Below are 15877 nucleotides of genomic sequence, written 5' to 3'. Positions count from 1 at the left end.
TACGGGCCGAACCTGCCGACCGGCAGAAACGGCTCGATCAACATCCACTGCTCATCGGTGAGTTGCCTACGCGTCACGACACACAGTCGTACTGGGTTCTGCCCTCGAATGAGGGCAGAACCCAGAGACTGATCACAACATCACACAGGCCCTAGGACCATCGCTGCGTACCGCTCCTACCAGCGATCCCTCGGCTACGGCGGTTCGGACGCCGACGGCATCCCCGGCCTCGTCAGCCTCACCGAACTCGGCCGCCGCCACGACTTCACCGTCACCAACTGACTGGAGATCACCACCATGACCGACTCAGCCCGCCGCACCGTACGGACCGTCTTCGCCACGGTGCTCGGCGTCGCCGCCGCCCTACCGCTGCTCGTCCAGACGGCCGGCGTTCCGTCCGCCCTGCCCGGCCTCGGCACCCTGCTGACCGCAGCCGCCGCGATCACCCGCCTGATGGCCCTGCCCGTGGTCAACTCCTGGCTCCCCGGCTGGCTTCAGATGACCGCGCCGAAGGCCGCCTTGCCGGACCCGCGCGACGCTGACCCGTCCTCCCGGGGTGGCCTGTGACCGTACCCTCCGACCCGGCAACCGCGCTGGAACTCGAACGCCTGCGCGGCGTCGTCGGTGAGGGGTTTGCCGAGGTTAAGGGCGGTATCGCCCTGCTCGTCCAACGCTCCGACCAAGTCGAGCGGGCTATCAGTGAACACCGCACCGAACTGGGCGACCTGAACAAGCGCCTGGCCGAACTCGAACACGCCCACGAGGCGGACGTCGCCCTCGGCCAGGAGGACAGGCTCCGCCGGCTTGAAGCCGGCCGGTGGCCCCTCCCGACCATTGGTGCCCTCACCGGCCTCGCCGCGCTCATCATCCCCCTGCTCGTCCGCTGAACACGATGCCCCCTGCCTGGCTTTGACCAGGCAGGGGGCGCTTCGTCGCGTGCGTCTGGCTCTGCTGGGCGCGCCCACTATCTCCGGGCCAGCTGGCCTGCCGATACGGCAGACTGCGTCGCGCGCAGGAATCGCGCGGGGAATCAGCAGTTCCTAGACTGGCTGGGTGGATCGTCAGATTAAGCCGATCTCCTGCACCATTTCGGCTACAGTCCGTAGGCACGGCAGCCCATGGACTGCTGGCCAGTCCCTGAGTGAGGGTATATTCAGCCGTTACTCCATGAAGTCCTACCACAGCCGGATGGGCGGCCACTCCGAAATGCACTCACTGGCACTACAGGGTGTTTCGATCCGTAGATTGTTAAAGAGGCGAACGGCATGGCGAACGGCACGCCCTACAGCATAACCATCTCGGGGATCGATGACTGGGCCGAGCTCGAACGGCGGAACCTGGGCGTCGTGATTGACCCGCTGATCCTCCGCCTTGGACAGTTCTTCCTTGCAGGCAAGCCGCATGACAAATCAGAGGCGAACGAGCACTGGGGAGCTATTGAGTCCGACGTCGGCGCCCTGGTGAGCTTCTTCGACCTGATCGTGATGTACGAAAAAATACCTGCCTTTAACTATTACTCAACGTTCGACGCATGGCACGACTTCCGCGACCACTTAGGGCAGCTCCTCAACACGCATGGCGACGAGACCCTGGTACATGTGGACGCCAGGGGCATATACCCCGTAGTGAAAGGAGCTGCCATCGATCAGCTCAGCAGCCGGCTCACTGCGGGGCCCCTGGTGCAGGCGCCAGTTGGCCAGGAGATCCTCTCCACGCTCGCCGCGGTCCAGTACCACTGGGAGCCCAGCTTGGAGCTTCTGGAACCGCAGCTTGGCGGCGACGCCCACCAGGCTGCAATCGCTCGGTTCCTGCTCGGTCAGCTGGTGTTCGCGGGCTACGCTCAGCTGGCCGGGGCACCCCAGATGCTCGCGCCGAAACGAAGTCGGATGCTGACTGCTGCCGGTCTCGGAGCGGAGTATGCAGGGCCGACGACGGAAGCCGAGATCTATGGCGAGCTGAGTCGGCGATTTCGCGATGCAGGGGAAGGCTGGCGCGACGTGGAGTTGCCCTGGAGCCCATCGTTCCTGCCTCTCATCCTAAAGCAGATGAATAAATATCACGAAGGCCCGGACGTCTTGCTCGATCGCGCCAAGGATCTGCGGGAAAGAAAGGCGATCGCGAAGTATCGAACGCTCCGGAAAGCGGCAGTTTCTGAAGGGGTCGAGAACTCCGCCGACGCCCGCAAGGAGTTGGAGGAAGCGGCTAACAAAGTCGCGAAATCGCTAGACTCGACTCGTGAGGAGATGTATTTCCAGCGGAAGATTATGGTCGACGTGTTGCCGAAAGCCCTGGGGGTGGCGGGCGGAGTGGTGGCGGGAGGCGTTCTGGCGGGACCGCCAGGCGCCATTATTGGCGGAGTCGCTGGGGTCGTCGGCGAGGAGATACTCAACGAGGTGAGTGGCCGGGCGTGGGGATGGGTGATCGATAAGTTGCCGTACCGTAGCGCGCGCAAGTTGTTGACCCGGTCGGCGAAAGCCGAGCATGACCTGGGGGCACGGTTGGTGCCGCAACTGAAAACGGTCTGGGAGACGGGGCCGCGGGCGAGCTGATCCTCACACGCAGTAGTAGTCGCGGTTGAGGCACGCCGACTACCTTCGCGCCATGGGGCAAACGAATCACTCCTGTGGATGGGACGTTGAATCTGTGGTGCCTCACCGTGAAGGCACCATCTCATCCTGCAGGGTTAGGGCGCGGGCAGGCGCCTCTACACCGGCCAGATCGTCAACCAGGGCCGCGCACAGCAGCTCTTCCGCGGCCTCGCGGCCACCAGCGGCGAGCCGATGACCCTGCGCGAAGAGCGGGGGTTCGGGCAGGCCAGCCTCTCCACCATCCGGGGCCCGATCTGGCGCATCACGCCCCTGCCGCACACCACCGTGCCTCTGCCGCGCGGAGCAATTGGCCGGAAGAACCCCGCCACCGGCCGGCCCACCGTTCTCATCGAGGAGATGGACCCCTGTCACCTCGCCCCGGTCATGCGCGCCACCGGGTGCCGCCTGCGTCGCTTCACCCTCACCGGCGTCGAGATCGAGCACGTCCCCCAGGCCGAGGCCCGCAGCCGCCACGGCTTCCCCGGGGCACGCTAGAGACGCCAACTCGCCGACTCCTCCCGGCCGTCCGGCCGGGAGGCCACGCTGGGAAAGTCCCAGCCGTCACCACCCGCCGAGGAGAAACACCCCGATGAGCACCACCGAAGCGACGACCACCACGCCGTTCGGCAAGATCAAGATCCGCACCAGCGGCCTGGTCTTCTGCGGCACCGAGGTTGCGCTGCTGCGCCGCGAGCGCCCGAACTCCGTGCACTACACCACCGTCGGCGGCAACGTGCTGCCCGGCGAGGCGCTCCCGGACGCTCTCACCCGCGAGCTGAAGGAGGAACTCAACCTCGACCCTGAGCACGTGGCCGGCGCCGAGTTGTTGTGGCTGATGGATGCCCGGCTGGAGCGGCCCGGCCCGACCCCGTCCCCGCGCAAGCTGCACCTGATCTACCGGATGCACATCACCCCGGAGATCCGCGCACAGCTCGCCACCGAGGAGTACGACGAGCTGCCCGACGGCGGCCACGAAGTCGGGCACGTTGAGTGGGTCGACTACCGCAAGACCGCCGACCTGCCCCTGTTCCCGCCGATCGGCGACGCACTCGCACAGCTCCCGAGCCCGGATGCGCCCGTGGCGTCGTTCGAGCTGCCCGGGGGACGAACGGCAACTACACCTGGATCTGATCTTCAGATCAGACGCCCCGGCGACCCCGAGCATCGACTCGGGGTCGCCGCACCTCAACCGGATGGGATAACCGCGCATGCGGGTGTACCAGTCTCATCGAACCTTGACCGATCTCACCGAAGCCTGATCGGCGGTCGAGCCGCCTGCGCTTACAACTGACGCGTGCAGTGGCCGGTCTCCGCACGGGTACCCAGATCTACCGCACATGTACAGGCCCCCGGCCAGGCTCCCTGTCCGGGTCTTCATCTCCGAGGATTCGGAAGACCCCCTCCTCGTTCTCGACCTCCACTGATTGGATTCGGATTTCTACATACGCTTCTGCTGGCCAATCTGTTCTAAGTGACCAGTGAACTCCAGCAATAAAGGTATCAGTTAGATCCGCATCTCTCAGACTGGCGCCAGTTAGGTTAGCCCTTCGAAGATCAGCCCTGTCCAGTTTAGCCCCAGTCAGGTCCGCATCGTGCAGGTTAGCGCCAGCAAGATAAGCTCCGCTAAAATCGATTCCATTCAAAGTTGAATTGCGAAGGTTGGTGCCGTAAAGTAGCGCGCGAGCCATACGCGCATTGCGCAGGTCTGCACTCTCAAGGTTCGCGCCGTCTAGATTTGCCTCAATCAAGCTAGCCCCGATTAGGCGAGCACGGTGCAGATCCGCTCCCCTCAGGTCGGCATAGTCAATCGTTGCTTCAGCTAGATTCGCCGCCGTCAGGTTGGCCCGGTACAGGTTAGCAAGTGTTAGGTTGGCACTCTCCAGATTCGCCTCGGTCAAGTCGGCTCGACTCAGAAGTGCACCGTGAAAGTCGGCCATGTACAGGTTGGCGCCAGACAGATTGGCCTCCATGAGGTGAGCGTCAGCAAAACTCCCCATACTTAGGTCTACACGAGAAAGGTCAGCACCTGGTTCGAGAAGGGGCAAAAAACCCGTCTCGTTCACATTGCCACCAGAGGTGGTTACCAAGAGAGGCTCAAACGAAAGAGCACACCGAAGCCAACCGAGGAAGCCGACGGGAGGTGCTTCACTGATACCTACCCGACATCTCGCTCCGGCAAGCTCGCGCCTGACCAGGCCAATGAATCTGTTAACGGACATCCTATGCGCCGCCCTTCGATGCCGAGGACGACGACTGAACCTCTGCATTGATCTCGGATGGCGAAATAGATGAGTCAGTCGCCGCATCGGGGCGCGAATATCGCTGGGAAAGCGTCTTCAAGATCTGCGGGGCAGCGACACCCACGGAGACGGCTGCGATTGCTCCCGATACCTGATTGGAGGCAGCAAATGCAGCAGCTAGACCAATTCCAAGGCCCAGCCGGAGAGCGGCAGCCACCAAATAGGGCACAATCTTGGGCTGCCCATCTATTTGCCAGGGGAATCCACCAACTTCATAGATTTTTGCGTAAAGGGTTGATCCCTCCACGAGCGCGGCGCCCAGCAACCCCCATAAACCTGCCGCCCACGCAACCATGATCATGGTCCTCCGATCTGCGGGGCACGTCGTACCATCGCAACCGGGAGTACTACACCTCCATCTTCCCCGCCTATGTTCCCCGCAGCGACTGGGCCGGCAGGGGATGTCTGAGTCGGTGATTTTCGGCAGTAGATGAGGGTGACTGCGAAGGCCGTGGAGGCGAGGAAGTGATCGGCTTTGCGACTGAGTCGGCGGGAGACGCCGAGCCAGGCGATCGTTCGCCGTAGCAGGCCTGCGGATGCCGAGCGGGCGCTGCTACGCGGCCGTGGAGACCGGCCATCGCACACCCCAGTAGCAAGCGCGGGGCGGCTCGGCCACCGATCAAGCTTCGGCGAGATCGCTCAGGGGTTAGACGCGACAGGAGTGCGCAGGAAGAGGGGTTCAGAGCCCGAGCAGGCGGGCAGTAATCGAATCTCAGTTCGACACGATGGTCGTGCCGCAGCCGGGGAGACCAGACCGCGAGCACACTCTGAGCACGACCTACGCCCTCACCGTCGAGGGCATCGCCAAGCCGACCACCCACGAGTCCCTCGTCCAGGCCGTCGAGGCGCTGTGGGAGATCCTCTTCGCACTGCCGCTCGCGCCCACCGAGCATGAGGCATACCGATACTTTCTTGCCGAACGTGGCGCCGACCACGCCCGCGACTTCATCGTGCGCGACGGCAGGATGGTCCTAGAGTTCGGTGTCGCCGGCACCCGCCATACCGCTGTGATTAGGCCCTCGGCCTGAATCTATCCGCCATGCTTGGCCCACCAGTAGGCGAGCTGCACCACCTTGCTACTGTCAGTCAGCTCGCGAAGTTCGGCGACTCGCGACGCGATGGTGCGCTTCGACAACGGCCTCGGGGATCAATCAGGACGTGGTTAGCGGTAAGCCGCTGATGATCAGGTCGCCTCCGTGATGCGGGTGGCGTAGACCCGGTGGGCCTTGCGCTCGGCGGAGCTGGCGGCTTCGGCGGCGAGGGCGGCGGCCTGCTGCAGCGCGGTGCGGTGGGGAGTGGCCCTGGCCGCGGCGGATGGTCCGGCCGGAGGCGAGCGCGGTGCGGACGGTCTCGTCGCCGCCGGCGAGCAGGTGGTCGGCGAGCAGGCCGGGCAGGTCGAGGGTGATCACCGGGTCCGGCTCCGGCTGCTGCTCGGTGGCCGGGTCCGGGAGGACATCGAGCTGCTCGGGCAGTTCGCGGGCGCCGGCGGCGTCCAGGACGCGGCGGATCGTCTTCGGGTCGACCCGGTGCTGCCGGGCGAGGGCCTTGACGGCGGTGCCTTCGCCGAACGCCTCGACCACCTTCGCCGCCTGGTCCGGGTCGAGCGCGGTGGGGCGGCCGAGCGTCTTGCCAGAGGCTTCGGCGGCGGCGACGCCTTCGCGGGTGTTCTCCGAGATCATGTCGCGCTGGAACTCCAGCACGGCGGCGAGCACGTTCACCATCATCTTGGTGCCGGGGTCGTCGGAGGCGAGGTCGATGCCGGACAGCAGCCCGGACTCGACTCGCAGGTGTAGGCCACGGCGGATCAGCACCGGCCGCAGGGCGAGGATGTCCGCCACCGAGCGGAAGAGCCGGGCGGCGTCGGCGATGCGGATGGTGTCGCCGACGGCGGCCTCGTTCAGCAGCCGGGTGAAGCCGGCGCGGTCGAGCGAGAGCTGCTGGGTGGAGGTGGCGGGGTCCTCGTAGACGAGGGCGCCGGCGTTCAGCAGCGGGGCCAGGGCGTGGCGCTGGCGGGCGTCGGTCTGCTTGTCGGTGGAGTGCCGCAGGTACTCAACTCTCTTTTGGCCTCTTCGCCGCAAGCCTAATTCTCCAGGTCCTCAGCTGGGTTTTTCTCACCCTGTTCGTCGCAGGCTTCACAGGCGTTGTCCGCAAGAGCAGCACCTGACGCGACGGCAGGGTGGCCGGAGCTGGCGGAACTCAACGGAAGTACGTCGCCAGCGACCACGCACGGTGATCCCATGAGCCGTCAGGTGCAGGAACACCGATCACTCAATCACAGACTCCTACCAGTGCTGGCCCCCCTGGGGAGAATTTCGTCAGACGACAGCCACTCCATCACGCCGGGCGGCCGAAGAAGCCGGGCGGTCGTCCGGCTCCGCCTTCATGCACCCACTGGCATGGCAGTGCTCGGAATGATCTTCTACGGGATCAAGGTCGTCGGCGAGATTGCAGCGCTGATCCACGGTGGCCTGGGAGGGGTCATTTGACACCTGAGGGACCACTGACAGTGACATCAGCGTCCTCGCAGGGCGGAATTCAGGCCACCCGATCACAGACTCCTACCAGTACTGGACCCCGACAAGGGCTACTACTACGACCACCTGCGGCGATGGCTGCGCGGACGCGGCATCGTCCCGCGCATCGCCCGCCGCGGCGTCGAGTCTTCCCACCGACTGGTCCGCCACCGCTGGGTCGTCGAACGCACCATGTCCTGGCTCTCCGGATGCCGCCGCCTGCACCGCCGCTACGAGCGCAAGGCCGAGCACTTCCTCGCCTTCGCCGGCATCGCAGCGATGTTCATCTGCTTCCGCCGCCTGCTGGTCTGATTGGCGTTCACCAGGCCATAACGCTGGGTCGGATCTTGGGCAGGGCCCACGGTTCCAGTGCGCCGCTGACCAGGTCGGCCAGGAACTGAACGGCGCCACCGGTGTAGTGCCACCACGCGGAGCTCCGAGAGGCGACGGTGACCGTCCAGTCCTGGGGCCCTGCCGGGCTGGTGGTCCACAGGAAGAAGTCCCCCTGATTCGATCCAGCCCATGGGAGCAAACCACCCGGGGCGGGATAGGTGTGGAGCGGCACAGCCAGGTCGGCTTCCTCGCACCACTCCTCGATGGTCTCCAACGTCTCGCGTGTCCCCTGCACCCACGCGTGCTCACCACCAGGATCCGGACCACCGACGCCAAGGAAGTCGCCGAGCACGAAAGGCGGGTAGAGCTCGCACAGGAGCCTGAAATCGGCCGGCAAGGGCACGCCCAGACCGGCTTCCACGACCTGCCAGCTGATGCTGCTGGGGTTCGGAAGGCGCAAGGCGGCCAGACCCGGTACCACGCGTTCAAGCTCCCCGACCATTTCTACGGGGTCGGTCATACGCCGAATCGGTGCCTGGGTACCAGCAAAGTCGTCCATGCGATCAGACTGTCAGAGCGACATCCCACCATCCGGAGCGGCCCCACCTTAAGCCAAAGGAAACGACGCCTAGGCGCTCCCGGGCCCCCGGCCTTCTCCAGGTTCCCCGACACCGGTACTGCGCAGTCCCGGAACCGCCCGGCCGCTACCGGTCCCTAGGAGCTGTTGAAGGTTCGGATCTCGCAGTGACCCGGTTCCGGGCTGGTGTCTCTGGTAGAACTCGGGGTCGTGGCGCGTTTTGACGTGACGGATGCCGAGTGGGCCTTGATCGAACCGCATGTGCCGGTGGCGGCCACCGGGCCGCTGCCCCGGCGGGTCCGGGAGCAGTTCAACGGGGTGTTGTGGCGGTTCCGTACCGGCAGCGGCTGGCGGGACGTCCCCGAGCGCTACGGAGCCTGGAGCACCGTGTACGCCCGCTTCCGGAGCTGGGTGGCCAGCGGGTTCTTCCAACTCCTGATGGACGAGTTGATCGCGGAGGCCGCCTCGCGCGGGGTGGTCGGGCTCACGGTGGTCAGCGTGGACTCCACGATCGTGCGGGCCCACCACGAGTCGTCCGGGCTGGCGGTCGCCGGGGAGACCCTGGACGCGCTCGAGCAGGCCCTGACCGAGGAAAAGGGGGTTCCACTGCCGCGGCAGAAGGCCGTGCTGAGGGTGACGAGGCAGCGGGACCGCACGACACGTCCGACCCCGACCAGGTTCGTTCCCAGGCACGCCGTCGGCGCAAGGCCCGGGCCGCGAAAGCCGAACTCGGCCGGTCCCGGGGCGGGCTGAGCAGCAAGATCCATGCCGCTGTCGACTCCGCGGGCCTGCCACTGGCGTTCGTGCTGACCCCGGGCCAGGCGGCCGACTGCCGGCAGTTCCAGACCGTGCTCGACAAGATCCGGGTGCGCGGCCCGGTCGGCCGGCCCCGCACCCGCCCCGACGCGGTGACCGCCGATAAGGCGTACTCCTCGAAGGCCAACCGCGCCTACCTGCGCAGACGCGGGATCACCGCGGTGATCCCGGAGAAGGCGGACCAGGCGGCCAACCGGAAACGGAAGGGCTCTGCGGGCGGTCGGCCGGTCACCTTCGATCCCGACCGCTACAAGCGGCGCAACCACGTCGAACGGTGCTTCCAGAAGATCAAGACATGGCGCGGCCTGGCCACTCGATACGACAAGAGCCCGGAGAGCTACACGGCAGGCCTGCACCTCCGCGGATCGATCATGCGGTTGAAGTCCCTGACCTCAACCACATGATCCGAACCTTGAACAGCTCCTAAGGGCTCATGCTCCCGCAGTTCGCCGTCCGACGGCGTGGCCGAGCCGGCTCGGGGTTCGTCGCCAGCCACCTGGGAAAGAATTAAGGGCGATCGGTCACCTTCCCGCTTCGCTGAGCGGTTTTCGCTTCCATCTCTGCAGCAGAAGCCTCGCGCTTTGTAATCTCATGCTTGCGCGGCGCAGTGCTCCGCCGGGTGCGGACAGTGATGTGGAACAGCCCGGGCCTGACTTCACGGACTGCGTGGTGCTCTGTCGGCTTCATGGCGCGCTTCTTTCCACCTGCGGATGCTACACACACGCCACTTCGTGAAAACCGCGCCGAGCGTTACATTTCCGCAGAGTGGAAACGATCTTCCAGGCGGTACCTCCAATGGTTGGCAAGGTCTGCCATGGCGTAAGCAAGCCCGTCGACGTCCTGATCTTCAATTCTTTCCTCGGAGGCCAAGCTGATAGCACCGACAGCAAGCTCCGGACCGCCGGGAAATGCCCCAAAGACAGGGCATGCCGCAATCGATTTCCAGCGCATATTTCCCACTCTGGGGATGTCTGGCTTAACGGAAATCCGCTCTGAGCATAGCGACTCGCATTCAACCCACGAGGACTCGTGAGAAATCTGCACTCGGCGCAATGCGCTCGAACATGTATGCACCGTCCCGCTAACTGCCCACTGCACTAGCATGCCACCTCCATCTACAATCCAAAGAGATAGAGCTGCCGCCGACCCGGCCCAGTGCGACAGCTTGGTGGCTAGGTCATTTTCAAGATTTTGGACATCTGAAGCCTGCCAGTCACTAAAGTTTCGCATCACGACTTGCCAGTGATTTGCAATCCGGGAAGCCGGCGGCTTGTATGCTTGATCGCCTATGCTTCGAATCTCTCGCAGCGCCTGAACTGCGTCTCCATGACTATCCACAAAGATTGCACCAGGCCACTTTCTGCGTATGAATTCTTTAGCTCTCTTGAACTGTTCTATAGTCAGGCTCAGTCCCTGACGGGAGAGTATAGTATAGACGTTCTGCAGACCGGATTTACCGCCGACATAGAGCTCGTCCAGCCAGCACCTAATCTCGATGTCGCCATACGACGTGCCATACAGCAAAAGCGGCCCACGTTGCAAGCATTCTTGAAAAGCCCCAAGCTGCCAGGAGGTCCGGGATCTCAGGAGCCGATTATAGTCAGAGAGCGTAAATATCGCCCGTTGACTAATTCGTGTCGCATCGCGGGAAATGAGCCCATGAAGATGATGAATCTCATACATGTCGGGCCGGGCTCTCGGAGACGCTGAATCGCGGGCATAGTAGCTCCCGCTTCCGAGAATAGACTCTATGGCGTCCTCAAGCAGGTCGTCAACATTCAGGGTAAGCAAAGAAACTTGGCTGGGTGTGCGGTCCACGGCTAAGCGTGCAAGCTCATAGTGCGAGGCGGCCGGATCAAAAATTCCCATAGCTTCAGTCGGGCTTGTCGTATTATAGATTGCCCTATATAGCATCTCTTTCGGATTGGAGCTTGAGTGGATGGCAACCTCGGTCGCGAGCAAAATGTCCTGACCCGAAAGCATCTGCCGAGCGGATGACTCGTCCTCGGCAATTCCGGACAGATGCAGGAGTCGTGCCACAAGCGTCGGCCAGTTGGGCAATCCTGCCGGTATCGAGGCGCCTGCACCAATCAACACCCCAAAGTGGTCGTCAGATTCCCGCCCAAGTGATTTGAGTATCTCAAATTCACGATTATCGAATATGGCATTCATGGCTGCCCCACTTGCCGGGAGGCTAGTCCCTCTTCCTCCTTCTAAGGCTACGCTTGCCACCCCTGGCGTCACCTCATCGGTCAGCGCCACGAACCGCGCCGTCGGCTCACCCCGGTCCTGTGGACCATCAAGCTCGGGGTTGGGGGCCGGCTTAGATGATGGACGGGTTCGCAGCTGGCCGAAGCTACCCGCCCGCTGCCTTGCAAGCGAAGAGCATGACACACTCGGCCCCCAAGGTCTCGTCGACAGACTTCCAAGCCACCGAGCCCGCGGCGTGCTTACTATCCGGTTGCAATGGTTCGCATAATCAGACGGATCCGGCCACAGTCGCACCCTGCCCCTCGCGGAAACCTGAAAGACCGACTACTGCGAAGTCAATTCCATGCGGAACATGTCTTCAAGCTGCCGACGACGATGGAGATCGCGGCACATGAAGTGCGCTGCGCGCGGACACAATGGGAGGCAACGGCGACTCTTCGGCTGCGCTACGCGAAAGTGGACCTTAGCGACGCCGTGTTGTCCTCTCCCGTGGCCATCATCGCCCGCCCCGCCCGGTCTGACGAGGCGCCGGACGAGAGCTTGCTGGACTCCCTCAATCCCAAGGTACGGGTGGTGTCTGTCCGGGGAGTAGACACCGCTCACCTGGTCCTGGCAGACACTGATCTGGCCGGAATTCCTCTTTACCGGAGCCTTCCATCTGGACCAACTCCGCTTGGAAGGCAGCTGTACCTTCGCCCGTACCCCCACCGGCTTTCACTGGCGCTGGCACTGGTACAAGTCTGGCTCTACCGGTGGAGCCGCCGTCGTACCCTGGCCGAGGAACACCACTGGCGGGCGACACAGGCCAGTGCCACGAATCCCGATCCACCACGGGGCTGGCAGACGTCCCCCGCACGGGAAAGCACCCCCTAATCCGGAAAGCTTGGCCGCCACGTATCGGAAGCTCCGCAAGGCCTTCGAGGACAACAAGGACGAGCCCGGCGCTGCGGATTTCTACTACGGCGAGATGGAGATGCGCCGCCACGACCGAACAGGAACCTCGCGCGCAGAGCGGGGCCTGCTGTGGGCGTACTGGCTGGTCTCCGGCTACGGCCTCCGTGCTCGGCGCGCCGTGGGCTGGCTGATTGCGACCATGCTGATGACCGTGATTTTGCTGATGAAGTTCGGGCTCCCCCTTTACACCGACCCGACGGAGAAAACAGAAGGAACGGCGGTTACAGCCGGTCAGCGAGTGAGCTTGACCACCGCACCTCAAGGACCGAGCGGAGCCGTGCCCAACGAGAGGTTCACCGTTCCGCGGCTTTAGAGGGCAACTCGAACTGCATTGAACTCTGTTGTCTTCCGCGCCGCTGGGCAGGGACTGACCACCAGCGGAACCTACATCGAAATGGTCTCCTGGTTTGTTGAACCGATTCTGCTCCTACTCGCACTGCTGGCGGTGCGCAACCAAGTCAAACGCTAGGAAATCAACGTGATGCCGTCCCGGCATCGCGTGGGCCCCGGCCGGCGCCAGCCGTGAGTGCACCGAGAAGGTAGTGGTCGCCAGGATCGGCCACCACTGGACGAAGGCCAGCGCCAAGCACGCGCTGACTGGCGGACGATCGGCAACCCGGGCGAGCGCGTGCACCTGACCATTTTCGCCGAGTGCCATCCCCTCCTCCAGTGGCTCCACGCTGGCTGTCAGGCCGTCCAGGAACGGCTCCGTCTCCAAGCGCAGCGCGACGAAGAAGATAACGCGCTGGTTGAGGGCGAGGGAGTGGTTACGGTGCTGCGTTCGGCCTCCAGCCCCTGCGGCCTGCACCACCGCTGTGCCGCCAGCCGCAGCCAGCACCTCTAACGCCTCTGCCAGCATCTCCGGCCTTCCCATTTGGGAAGCGCACCGAGGAAGGTCTACCTCGGCCCGTGGATCAGTCGGGAGCGTTCACCGGGCTTGTAGCAGGTCAGGGCGGCGATCGAGACCCGGCGACGGGAACGGCCGCGGGCCGGTGGTCACGCGGCGAGCAGTACGGCCCGCGCCTTCTCTGACAATGCTGCGGAGCCGCGAACACCTCGAGCCTGATAGCGAGCCATCGTCCTGCCGATCGACTTGATGGATGCGGTGTTTCGTGCAGAGGACACACCGTCCATCAAGTCGAGCGAACTGTTCCAGGCTGCCACGGCCTCGTCCATCCGCCCCAGCTTGTCGAGGGTGCCAGCCAGTTCGGACATGGTCAGGGCGTGGATTCGTCGGAACTCGTCCGGGTCCCGGCCGGCCAGAGCGGTCCGGCGGTGCCTCTCGGCGCCACCGTGGTCGCCGAGTTCGGAGAGCGTCTTGCCGGTGTGGGAGCTAATCGTGGCTGCGACCGGGCCGACAGCGAGGGCGTAGTCGGCCACTGGGTCGCCGGTGTTCGACAGTGCGTCCTCCGCGGCTCGGAGCGCGGCAGCCGCCTTGGTGCCCTGCTTGGTTGCACCGTAGGCGCGGGCGCTGGTGATGAGCAGTAGGGCGCGGGTCTGGCTGTCGACATGGCCGGCTGAGCGACGTAGGGACTCCTCCGCCAGGTCGACGGTGAGATCGGGCTTCTTGAGGTTGAGGGCTTGGTGCGCGAGCGCCCGCAGCATCCACGCGCTGTGCCCGTCGTAGTCCGCCTCGGTGGCCAACTGGTAGCCAAGCATGTAGTAGCGCTGGGCAGCGCCTTCCTGGGCCAGATCGTGGTGCTTCCAGGCCAGCAGGTAGGCGAGTTCGGCGACGGCGTTGTATGCGTCGGTGCGTACCGTCTCGTCGCTGAATCGGCCCCGGAGGATGGGGGTGGCGGCGTCGGTGAGGTAGAACGTGGCGGCGGCAAGGCCGTGGCCGCCGCCGAGCTGTTCGTCGGCGGAGCGGAACGCCCGGATGGTCTGTCGGACGGCGGCGACCTCGGCACGGCCGATCCGTGCGCCAGCCTGCCGTGCGCGCAGGGTGCGGGCGACTGCCTCGTGGTCGTAGTGCAGCGGCAGCGCCAGGGCGGCCGAGACATAGACAGCTTGTTGGAGGAAGTTCCGGCGGCTGGTGTCCATGAGGGCTCTCCCGAGGTCGGAGGTTGCGGCGATCGGGTCGGGGGCCAGTGTCGGAGGCTCTTGTGTCTGCTCACTGCCGTACCCGATGTCCTCCAGTGTGACGACCAGACCGGTGAGGCTGCCCAACGCCTCCGCCAGGTACTCAGCCGTGCGGCCCTTCGGCCGCCGGCGCCCGCTGCACCAGTTCGACACCGTCGACTTGGTCGTCCGAACATCGAGGTCGCCGTTGATGGTGGCTTGCTGGCAGTGGCTGCGGGCCACGACGTCAAGCATCAGCCCGTGGTTGCTGATGAACCGCTGCAGTGCGGTGTTGGGCTGCGGAGATGCCGTCATGAGTCACACCCGTGCTCGACTGAAAACCGTGAAAACCACATTCCGTGGCGAAGGCTGTACCGAGAGAGACGCTCGGATGTTGAACTGCATGTGCCACGGAACGCATCCAACGTACCGTCAACCCCGCGGTTGGACAGCACCTTTGGACTGCGCTGCTGCCACATCCCACCCCGGCAGCTTCCCGGCACGATCCGTCCGGGGCAGCCCCGTCAGCCTGCCCCGGACGGCACCACTGCCCAGTTGTTGAGGAGTGCCATGCCCAGCGCCGCCTTCACCACCGCGTCCACCAGAGCCGACCAGGCCCACCGCGTGACCTCCACGCCGGGCGGCCTGGCCGCAGACGCCGTCCCGGTCGCCGTTTACGCGCTGTCGCCCGGCGAGGGCCGGCCCGCGATGCGGTTGGCGGATTGCCGGGCTGCGGCGGAACAGCGGGGCTGGACCGTTCAGCGCGAGTTCTGGGACTGCGCGCCGTCCGCCGAGGACGCCCGGCTGTCCACCGGCGAGCAGTGGAACCTGCTGCTGAGGATCGCCGAGACCGGACTGGTGCGGGGCATCGTGGTCTATGACACCGAGGACGTGGTTCTCGACGCCTCCTGCTTCCGCGCGCTCGAGAACTGGGCCGCCGACCAGATGGTCTCCGTGCTGTTCCTCCACCACGCCCAGGAGGGGGCCGTCGGCCATCTGATCGGTCCCCGTCCGCGTCCCGCCCTGGTCGTGGCGTGATGGCCGCGGACCAGCTCCCGGCCGAATCCGTTGCTGCCGCGCAGAGGCTGCGCTCGGTGTTCAAGCGCCTGGGAACCGAGCTGCCGACGGTGGAGGCAGACCCGTTCCCGGCCGGTCCCGTGCCGCGTCCCGATGGTGAGCCTGGGCAAGGCACCGGCGGCCCTTGTCGAGGCCTTGGCCAAGCGGCTCGAGGAGCTGATCGGCCAGCGACCGGAGCCCGGCTGATTCCTGCTCTTGTCCGGTCAGTCGATGCCCCTGGAAGGAGAACCGTGCCGCGCCCGGGCGCGGCCGCCGCGTTCATCGCCGCCGGGCGCAGAACCTGATCCACCGCTCACACGCTTGGTCTCCCGCCCGACACCGGGCGGGTAGCGGCAGGGCAGCGTGCCCCACCCCCGTGGGCACGCCGAGCTCGCCGTGAACCGCCGGCCGCTCCCACCGCGGCCGGCATCCGCTGGTGGCAGGGAAACCCGGTCCCGTACGGGACCGGGT

15 protein-coding genes and 2 pseudogenes are annotated in these 15877 nt (G+C 65.0%); 10 read left to right on the top strand and 7 right to left on the bottom strand.

The annotated features are described in order from the left end of the window. The first annotated feature begins 297 nt into the window (after positions 1 to 297). The 5 genes from ACFVHB_RS38495 to ACFVHB_RS38475 all read left to right on the top strand — a co-directional run bounded on the left by ACFVHB_RS38495 (position 298) and on the right by ACFVHB_RS38475 (position 3879). Positions 298 to 567, top strand: coding sequence for a hypothetical protein (locus ACFVHB_RS38495; protein WP_380332227.1), 270 nt, complete (start codon positions 298 to 300; stop codon positions 565 to 567). Next, on the top strand, positions 564 to 887 hold the full coding sequence (locus ACFVHB_RS38490) for a hypothetical protein (protein WP_380332224.1): 324 nt from the start codon (positions 564 to 566) through the stop codon (positions 885 to 887). Before ACFVHB_RS38495 ends, ACFVHB_RS38490 begins: the two co-directional genes overlap by 4 nt. A 378-nt stretch (positions 888 to 1265) precedes the next feature. After that, a complete protein-coding gene (locus ACFVHB_RS38485) occupies positions 1266 to 2549 on the top strand; it encodes a hypothetical protein (protein ID WP_380332222.1) in 1284 nt (427 codons plus the stop codon). Positions 2550 to 2780: 231 nt separating this feature from the next. Next, entirely contained in the window at positions 2781 to 3083 is a 303-nt protein-coding gene (locus tag ACFVHB_RS38480) for a hypothetical protein (protein WP_380332219.1), read from the top strand. A gap of 94 nt (positions 3084 to 3177) precedes the next feature. After that, entirely contained in the window at positions 3178 to 3879 is a 702-nt protein-coding gene (locus tag ACFVHB_RS38475; protein WP_380332216.1) for an NUDIX hydrolase, read from the top strand. A 37-nt stretch (positions 3880 to 3916) separates the two neighbouring features. Here the strand turns inward: ACFVHB_RS38475 and ACFVHB_RS38470 are convergent, their stop codons facing one another. After that, positions 3917 to 4807 carry a pentapeptide repeat-containing protein gene (locus tag ACFVHB_RS38470; RefSeq protein WP_380332213.1) on the bottom strand — a complete coding sequence of 297 codons (891 nt, stop codon included), beginning with the start codon at positions 4805 to 4807 and terminating at the stop codon, positions 3917 to 3919. Between the two features lies 1 nt (position 4808). Next, positions 4809 to 5189, bottom strand: coding sequence for a hypothetical protein (locus tag ACFVHB_RS38465; RefSeq protein ID WP_380332210.1), 381 nt, complete (start codon positions 5187 to 5189; stop codon positions 4809 to 4811). Between the two features lie 424 nt (positions 5190 to 5613). On the opposite strand from ACFVHB_RS38465, the gene ACFVHB_RS38460 reads away from it, so the two are divergent. Next, complete coding sequence (locus ACFVHB_RS38460; protein ID WP_380332207.1) at positions 5614 to 5916, top strand: hypothetical protein; 303 nt, start codon at positions 5614 to 5616, stop codon at positions 5914 to 5916. A gap of 123 nt (positions 5917 to 6039) precedes the next feature. On the opposite strand, the gene ACFVHB_RS38455 is transcribed toward ACFVHB_RS38460, so the two are convergent. Then, positions 6040 to 6966 (bottom strand): recombinase family protein, encoded by a 927-nt coding sequence (locus ACFVHB_RS38455; protein WP_380332204.1) that lies wholly within the window; start codon positions 6964 to 6966, stop codon positions 6040 to 6042. Positions 6967 to 7404: 438 nt separating this feature from the next. On the opposite strand from ACFVHB_RS38455, the pseudogene ACFVHB_RS38450 reads away from it, so the two are divergent. Beyond that, a pseudogene (locus tag ACFVHB_RS38450) lies at positions 7405 to 7713 on the top strand (transposase); the annotation flags it as partial. Positions 7714 to 7720: 7 nt separating this feature from the next. Here the strand turns inward: ACFVHB_RS38450 and ACFVHB_RS38445 are convergent. Next, positions 7721 to 8293 carry an SMI1/KNR4 family protein gene (locus tag ACFVHB_RS38445; RefSeq protein ID WP_380332201.1) on the bottom strand — a complete coding sequence of 191 codons (573 nt, stop codon included), beginning with the start codon at positions 8291 to 8293 and terminating at the stop codon, positions 7721 to 7723. A gap of 228 nt (positions 8294 to 8521) precedes the next feature. Between ACFVHB_RS38445 and ACFVHB_RS38440 the strand changes: the two are divergent. Then, positions 8522 to 9531, top strand: a pseudogene (locus tag ACFVHB_RS38440) (IS5 family transposase). Between the two features lie 346 nt (positions 9532 to 9877). Here the strand turns inward: ACFVHB_RS38440 and ACFVHB_RS38435 are convergent. Continuing rightward, positions 9878 to 11389: an SIR2 family protein gene (locus ACFVHB_RS38435; RefSeq protein ID WP_380332198.1), complete on the bottom strand. Its 1512-nt coding sequence runs from the start codon at positions 11387 to 11389 to the stop codon at positions 9878 to 9880. A gap of 832 nt (positions 11390 to 12221) precedes the next feature. Between ACFVHB_RS38435 and ACFVHB_RS38430 the strand changes: the two genes are divergently transcribed. Next, a complete protein-coding gene (locus tag ACFVHB_RS38430) occupies positions 12222 to 12605 on the top strand; it encodes a hypothetical protein (protein WP_380332195.1) in 384 nt (127 codons plus the stop codon). A gap of 114 nt (positions 12606 to 12719) precedes the next feature. Here ACFVHB_RS38430 and ACFVHB_RS38425 read toward each other — a convergent pair whose 3' ends face one another. Together ACFVHB_RS38425 and ACFVHB_RS38420 are read right to left on the bottom strand one after the other, a co-directional pair. Then, complete coding sequence (locus tag ACFVHB_RS38425) at positions 12720 to 13151, bottom strand: hypothetical protein (RefSeq protein ID WP_380332193.1); 432 nt, start codon at positions 13149 to 13151, stop codon at positions 12720 to 12722. Between the two features lie 137 nt (positions 13152 to 13288). Continuing rightward, positions 13289 to 14665 carry a tetratricopeptide repeat protein gene (locus ACFVHB_RS38420; protein WP_380332190.1) on the bottom strand — a complete coding sequence of 459 codons (1377 nt, stop codon included), beginning with the start codon at positions 14663 to 14665 and terminating at the stop codon, positions 13289 to 13291. 255 nt (positions 14666 to 14920) lie between these two features. On the opposite strand from ACFVHB_RS38420, the gene ACFVHB_RS38415 reads away from it, so the two are divergent. Further along, positions 14921 to 15388: a hypothetical protein gene (locus ACFVHB_RS38415; protein ID WP_380332187.1), complete on the top strand. Its 468-nt coding sequence runs from the start codon at positions 14921 to 14923 to the stop codon at positions 15386 to 15388. Positions 15389 to 15877: the final 489 nt, after the last annotated feature.

Origin of the sequence: Kitasatospora sp. NPDC127111, from assembly GCF_042677465.1 — a bacterium.
Lineage (GTDB): Bacteria > Actinomycetota > Actinomycetes > Streptomycetales > Streptomycetaceae > Kitasatospora.
Note: the sequence above shows the minus strand (reverse complement) of the source record. Positions and strands in the feature narration are given on the sequence as shown.